Origin of the sequence: Ramlibacter sp. (assembly GCF_035706265.1) — a bacterium.
GTDB lineage: Bacteria > Pseudomonadota > Gammaproteobacteria > Burkholderiales > Burkholderiaceae_C > Ramlibacter.
Map to the genome: position 1 here is coordinate 1 of NZ_DASSVG010000516.1, position 6091 is coordinate 6091.

9 protein-coding genes are annotated in these 6091 nt (G+C 71.0%); 2 read left to right on the plus strand and 7 right to left on the minus strand.

Features of this window, described 5'->3' with window-relative positions:
- Positions 1 to 446: 446 nt before the first annotated feature.
- Both VFM98_RS18440 and VFM98_RS18445 read right to left on the minus strand, forming a co-directional pair.
- A complete protein-coding gene (locus tag VFM98_RS18440; protein WP_325111355.1) occupies positions 447 to 749 on the minus strand; it encodes a hypothetical protein in 303 nt (100 codons plus the stop codon).
- Between the two features lie 120 nt (positions 750 to 869).
- Positions 870 to 1232 carry a DUF4148 domain-containing protein gene (locus tag VFM98_RS18445; RefSeq protein WP_325111356.1) on the minus strand — a complete coding sequence of 121 codons (363 nt, stop codon included), beginning with the start codon at positions 1230 to 1232 and terminating at the stop codon, positions 870 to 872.
- Positions 1233 to 1344: 112 nt separating this feature from the next.
- On the opposite strand from VFM98_RS18445, the gene VFM98_RS18450 reads away from it, so the two are divergent.
- Entirely contained in the window at positions 1345 to 2283 is a 939-nt protein-coding gene (locus VFM98_RS18450; protein WP_325111357.1) for a LysR family transcriptional regulator, read from the plus strand.
- Between the two features lie 4 nt (positions 2284 to 2287).
- Here the strand turns inward: VFM98_RS18450 and VFM98_RS18455 are convergent, their stop codons facing one another.
- Positions 2288 to 2602 (minus strand): hypothetical protein, encoded by a 315-nt coding sequence (locus VFM98_RS18455; protein ID WP_325111358.1) that lies wholly within the window; start codon positions 2600 to 2602, stop codon positions 2288 to 2290.
- A 185-nt stretch (positions 2603 to 2787) separates the two neighbouring features.
- On the opposite strand from VFM98_RS18455, the gene ligD reads away from it, so the two are divergent.
- Entirely contained in the window at positions 2788 to 3702 is a 915-nt protein-coding gene (ligD, locus tag VFM98_RS18460) for a non-homologous end-joining DNA ligase (RefSeq protein WP_325111359.1), read from the plus strand.
- Here the strand turns inward: ligD and VFM98_RS18465 are convergent.
- From VFM98_RS18465 to VFM98_RS18480, 4 genes are all read right to left on the minus strand, one after another.
- On the minus strand, positions 3699 to 4076 hold the full coding sequence (locus VFM98_RS18465) for a hypothetical protein (RefSeq protein WP_325111360.1): 378 nt from the start codon (positions 4074 to 4076) through the stop codon (positions 3699 to 3701). The genes ligD and VFM98_RS18465 overlap by 4 nt on opposite strands.
- A 70-nt stretch (positions 4077 to 4146) precedes the next feature.
- Positions 4147 to 5064 (minus strand): EamA/RhaT family transporter, encoded by a 918-nt coding sequence (locus tag VFM98_RS18470; protein ID WP_325111361.1) that lies wholly within the window; start codon positions 5062 to 5064, stop codon positions 4147 to 4149.
- Positions 5061 to 5471, minus strand: a complete 411-nt coding sequence (locus VFM98_RS18475) for a hypothetical protein (protein WP_325111362.1) — start codon at positions 5469 to 5471, stop codon at positions 5061 to 5063. The genes VFM98_RS18470 and VFM98_RS18475 overlap by 4 nt, the downstream gene beginning before the upstream one ends.
- Before the next feature lie 57 nt (positions 5472 to 5528).
- Positions 5529 to 6091: hypothetical protein (locus VFM98_RS18480; RefSeq protein WP_325111363.1), on the minus strand; the 563-nt coding region annotated here is incomplete at its 5' end.

Genomic DNA, 6091 nt, shown 5'->3' on the forward strand with positions numbered 1-6091 from the left:
GTTTGTCCGCCTCCTCCATGTCCTCCGGCGCGGATGAGTGCTCAGCCCCGGGCTGTCGCCGCGCCCGCGCCTCCCCCTTTACTTCCGGAGTCGGACAAACCCGTCCTGCGCCTGCGCCGCGCGATCGACGGGCGATCATCCTCCGCGAAACGCCGTGACACAGCGCTGCGCCGTGCGTGAGGTGGCCCGAGCAGGACTCCCCGAGTGCGTTTCCCGGAGGCGCGTTTGCCGCGGCGCAGGCCCGGAGGGGGTTTGTCCGGCTCCGGAGGTAAAGGAGGAGGCACTGGCTTCAGCCAGTGCCGGGGGACACGGAGTGAGCCGGACAAACCCCCTCCGGGCCGACCAGAGGTCACCGCGTTGCCCCAGCGGCCCAGCCAAGGGGCTCGCCCCCTGAGTAGACGCGGATTGCGCCTTCGCGGGAAAGACGCGCCGCCCTCACCCGCGCTTCACGCCGCGAGGCGGTCGGCCGACTTCTTCGCTTCCTGGCGCTCGTAGGCGGCCAGGCAGCGCTCCTTCGTGACTTCCACCGCGTTGACCAGGAAGTCGAGGGTGTAGGCGCGCAGCAGGTGCGGCTGTTCCGCCTGGATCCACGACTTCAGGCCGGCGCGCCCGTAGCGCTGGATGCCGGCGAAGGTGGTTGGATCCCAATGCCAGTTCAGGTCCAGCAGGTGGAAGGCGGCGTTGTAGGCGTGGCGATGCGCTTCGGACTCGGCGTCGGTGGCCGCGGGGGCCTGCAGTTCGTGCAACACGTTCCATCTCCTTCGAGGTTCGTCTCGAGAGGCAATGTAGGGACGCCAGCCGATAAAGGATAGTGAAAGTATTTGATGCGAACCATCACCCTGAGGTGATGATTCGCGTCCGGTCCGCGCTTACTGCGCGTTGACGGGTTGGCCGGCCAGGTGGCGCACGTCGGTGGTGACGCGGCGCGCGGCCAGCCAGGCCGAGCCGCTGTCCTCGCGCGTCATGGCGTTCACGGCCTCGCGGCTCGCGATGTATTCGGCCTTCACGTCGGCGCGGGTGCGCGTGCCCTGGAAGGCCTTGAGCGGGTTGTACGAGGTGGACCAGGGGTTCACGCCGGACTGCTTGTAGGCCGCGAGTTCGGCCTGCACCTGGGCGCGGGTGGCCTGGCCGGCGGCGGAAGCGGCGAACTGGCCGCTCGGATCGGCGCTTTCGGCATGGGCGGCGAAGGCGGCGAGGGACAGGGCGGCGACGAGGAGACTGGAGCGGTTCATGGTGCTTCCTTTGGTGTTGGCGTTGACGATGGAGACACTGTATTCCTCCGCCTGGAGACAAAAAACAGCGCCGTGAGCAAGCTTCAATTGCAGTAAATGCAATAATCCGGGCATGGACAGGCTGCAATCGATGAGGGTGTTCCAGCAGGTGGTGGACGAGGGCGGCTTCGCCGCGGCCGCCCGCAAGCTGGACCTGACCCCGGCCGCCGTGACGCGGCTGGTGAGCGACCTGGAGAAGCACCTGGGCGTGCGGCTGCTGCAGCGCACGACCCGGCGGCTCTCGCTCACGCCGGCCGGCGAGGTCTACCTGAACCGGCTGCGCTCGATCCTGAGCGAGATCGACGAAGCCGACGCGATGGCGCATGCGCACAGCCGCGAGATGAGCGGCACCGTGCGCGTGCTGGCCCTGCCGGTCGTGGCCACGCACATCATCGCGCCCGCGATCGCCGACTTCCAGCGCCAGTACCCCGAGATCCTGCTGGAACTGCACGTGCAGGACGCCGTGGATCCCAACCTGGAGGACTACGACCTCACGGTCCTCAACGGCTCGCTGCCGGTGCCCTCGAGCGCGGTGGTGCGCACGATCATCGAAGTGCAGGCGGTGTTCTGCGCCGCCCCGAGTTACCTCGAGCGCTTCGGCGAGCCGGCCTCACCGCAGGACCTGGCGCGGCACCGCTGCCTGCGCCTGCGCACCCCGGGCACCCGGCTGCGCAGCATGACCCTGATCGACCCCACCAACGCCGACCGCGCGCTGGAAGTCGAGATCCCGGTGGTGGTGCACGCCAACCATACCGACACGCTGCTGCGCGCCACCGTGCACGGCGCCGGCATCAGCAGCCAGCCGCTGGACCTGATCGCGCCTCTGCTCAAGAGCGGCCACCTCAAGCGCGTGCTGGCGCCGTGGATCACCAATCGCCTGAGCCTGGTGGTGGCCCTGCCGACGCGCAAGTACATGCCGGCGCGCACGCGCGCCTTCCTCGACCACCTGGTGGACCACACGCGACGCAGCCTCTCGGGGCTGGGGCTGACGGAGCTGGACGTAGCGGTGTGAGGCGCTACGACTGCGCGGGCACCAGTCGCAGCCCGACCCACGCGGCGCCGATGACGGCGTTGACGGGCACGCTCAGCGCGCAGGGCACGTAGAACAGCACCGAGAACCCCGGCGCGTGCAGCAGCGATTCGACGGTGGCGCCGAGCCCGTAGAAGAACAGGCCGCACCACATCCAGCGCCGCATGTAGGTGGGCAGCCAGCGGGCCTGGTCGCGGTTGTGGCGCCAGGCGGCTGCGCGTTCGAGAAGGTTGCCGCGGTTGACATCCTTGAAGAGCCAACCGAAGAAGAAGTAGCGGTACAGCAGTGTGCCGAAGGACATGATCGTACTCACCCGATGCCGGACCATGGCCCCGCCACGACCGGCTGGGAACATGTTGCCCTTTTGTAGCGTGGCCGCCCGTGCGTGTCCATGCCCCGTTGGCGTAGGAACCCGTCCGCGCTTGATGCGCCTCAAGCGGGATCGACAACGGGCTCCTACAGGGCCATCCCGGCCCTTGCGCGAGCATGGAGGCTCGTCGCTTCGGGAGCCCCGCCATCGCGCATGCCGCCGTCAGGGTGACGCACGGCAGCCGCGTCATCGATCCCTCCACCGGCCTGACCAAGCTGGACCTGGTGCGCTACTACGCGCAGGCGGCGCCATGGGCGCTGCCCCACCTGCAGGGCCGGCCGGCCTACATCCGGCGCGCGCCGCTGGGCATCCACGCGCCCATGCGCTTCGTGCAGCATCCGACCGGCATCCGCGGCCTGAAGGGAACGGACCCGACGCTGTGGCCGGGGCACGAACCGGCGATCGCGTTCGAGACCGCGGAAGACCTCGTCGCCGCGGCGCAGTTCGGCATGATCGAGCTGCACACCTGGAACTCCACGTCGCGGGCGATCACGCTGTCGGACCGCATCGTGTTCGACCTCGACCCGGGGGAGGGCGTCGCCTGGGAGCAGGTGCAGGAAGGGGCCCTGCTGGTGCGCGCGCTGCTGCAGGAGCTGGGCCTGCAAAGCTGGCTCAAGACCACCGGCGGCAAGGGCCTGCACCTGTTCGTGCCGCTGCGGCCCGAGCGCGATTACGAAACCGTGCGGGGCTTCTCCGAGGCCGTGGTGGCGCACATGGCCCGCACCATCCCGCAGCGTTTCGCGGCCAGGCTGGGGCCGCGCAACCGCGTGGGCCGCATCTTCATCGACTACCTGCGCAACGGCTGGGTGCAGTCCACGGCGGAAGCGTTCTCGGCCCGCGCGCGGCCCGGGCTGGGCGTGTCGCTGCCGGTGCGCTGGGAGGAGCTCGATGCGCTGGCGGGCGGCGACCACTGGAACATCGTGAGCGGGCCCGAGCGGCTTGCGGGCCTGAAGAAGGACCCTTGGGCGGACTACTGGAAGAAGCCGCAGCGGCTGGGGCCGGCGCTGGACCTGCTGCGGCCGGCCACCTAGACGGTGGCATCTACCATCCGCTCTCCGGGCTTCAGCTCGTCGAGCAGGATCTGCACTTCGGGCGCGCCATCGAGGTTCAGGGCGCCGCCGTCGCGTGCATCCGCCACCGCGGTGAACTGGCCATCGAGCCAGAGGAAGTGCAGCTTGCGGCCGATCTCGCGCAGCGCTTCCTCCGCGGTGAAGAAGCCGCTGCCGTGTTCCTGGTTGCCATCGAGCCGGAAGCACCAGCCGCGGCCCTCCTGGCGCAGTTCGCCGAGGTCGATCACTTTCTGGTCCACGTTGCGGGCGTACACGCGGTCGCCGGCCGCATACAGCGTGAAGGGTTGCTGGCGCCGGGGCGCGGGTGCATGGGCGAGGTCGTCGAGGTGATCCATCCGGAAGTCCTCCGTTGCGTCACCTCCAATCTGCGGCCCGTCCGCGCGGGGGCCTGTAGGACGCCGCCGGTTAGCGTTGCATTCCGAGGGCCAGCAGGCCGATGACTACCAGGGCGAGCCCGCGCTGCTCGGCCCGCGCGAGCCGCTCGCGCAGCAGGCGGCGCGACACCAGGTAGCTGAACACCACTTCCACCATGCCCAGGGTGCGCACGTTGGCGGCGGTCGTGAGCGCGAAGGCAGTGAACCAGCCGATGGAGGCCAGCGCGCCCATGGCACCGGCGAGCGTGGAGACGCGCCAGGCCGTCGCCGTGGCGCGCAGGGACTGCGGCGAGCGCAGCGCCAGCCAGCCTCCCAGCAGCACGGTCTGCAGCGTCTGCGCCAGCAGCACGCCCCAGGCGCCCGCGAGCCAGGCGGAGGTCTCCGGCAACTGCAGCGCCGCACCGCGATAGCCCACGGCGGAGAGCGCGAAGCCGGCGCCGGAGGCGAGCCCGTACCAGGCCGCGCGGCTGTGCCAGGCGCCGCCTTCCACTGCGCCCGGCTTGCGCGGCAGCGACAGCATCACCACGCCGGCCGTGGCCAGTGCCATGGCGACCAGGGTCCAGCCGCCGGGCAGCTCGCGCAGGAACGCGGCGCCGAACAGGGCGACCTGCAGCGCATCGGTCTTGGAGTAGGCCACGCCCACCACGAAGTTGCGCTCCTTCATCGCGGAGAGCAGGAAGGCGGTGGCGGCGAGCTGGCCCAGGGCGCCGAGCAGCAGCCAGCCGAAGTAGCCGGCGCCGAAGTGCGGCACCGGCGCTGCCGTGGCCGGCACGGCGTGCAGCAGCGCGACCCAGAGCGCCGCGAAGGGGATGCCGTAGAGGAAGCGCGCCAGCGTCGCACCGAGCGTGCCGGCCTGGGCCACCAGAGAGCGCTGGGCCGCATTGCGCGCAGTCTGCGCCAGGGCCGCCCACAGCACGATGGGCAGCCAGAGCCAGGCCGGCGTGCTCAATGGGTGCAGCTGCCGCCGACGGCCCGCGTGAAGAACTGCCCCTTGGCCAGCGCCAGCAGGCCGCTGGCGGCGACGATGCGCAGCTCGTTGCCCTGCGCCAGCAGGTCCATCGTGTGGTCACGCTGCGGATCGGCCCGCAGCAGCGGCCCTTCCATGTGCCCGGTCAGCACGTGCACCCGGCCGCGCTTGGTCAGCCGGGCCTCGACGCGCTGGTATTCCTGCGCGATCTCCAGCGCGTAGCTGTGCAGCAGGCCGGCGCCGCACCACAGGCCCGCCACCATGACGGGCGCGCGTGCAGGCACCGCTTCCGTGCCTTGCGGCACGGGCGAGGCGAACGCAGCCGGCGACAGGACGGCGCCGCCCAGCAGGGCAGCTGCGGCGGCGAGGGAACGGACGGGCGACAGCATGGCGCGCAAGATACCACCGCCGGGCGCGCTTCGCGCTTCAGCGAGGTAAAGAGTGCCTCAGCGGTGGGGGCGTACGCGGACCGGCCGCGGCCGCTGCAGGAAGGTGGGATCCGGCCAGGTGGCGAGCCACTGCGGCCGCCAGGCCAGCAGCAGGCTCACGACGGCGCAGGTCCAGGAGCCTTCGCCGAGCGCCAGCAGACCGATCGCCACCCGCTGCAGCTCGCCGGTCGGGCCCACCAGCGACTGGCCCATGGCGGCGCCGGCCAGCGCGCAGCTCGCCAGGGCCAGCATCGGCACGAAGAAGCCGCGCCCCATCAGGTAGGCCACCGGATTCGGCCCCAGCGCCTTGCGCACCGCGTGCCCCACCAGCAGCATCAGCGTGGCCGGCAGCACGCCGCTCCACACCGTGAGTTCGAGCGCGTGCGCCGGCGAGGCGCCGCAGGTGAGCATGGTGCTGAAGCCCGCCAGCGTCACGACCGGAATCGCCAGTGGCCAGCCGATCATCAGCAGCACCAGGGGCGCGCCCGACCAGTGCAGGGGAAAGGGCAGGGCCGCGAGCCCCGGCCAGCTCCACAGCCAGGGCAGCAGCGTCAGGCTGGCGAGAAAGGGCGTGGCCAGCG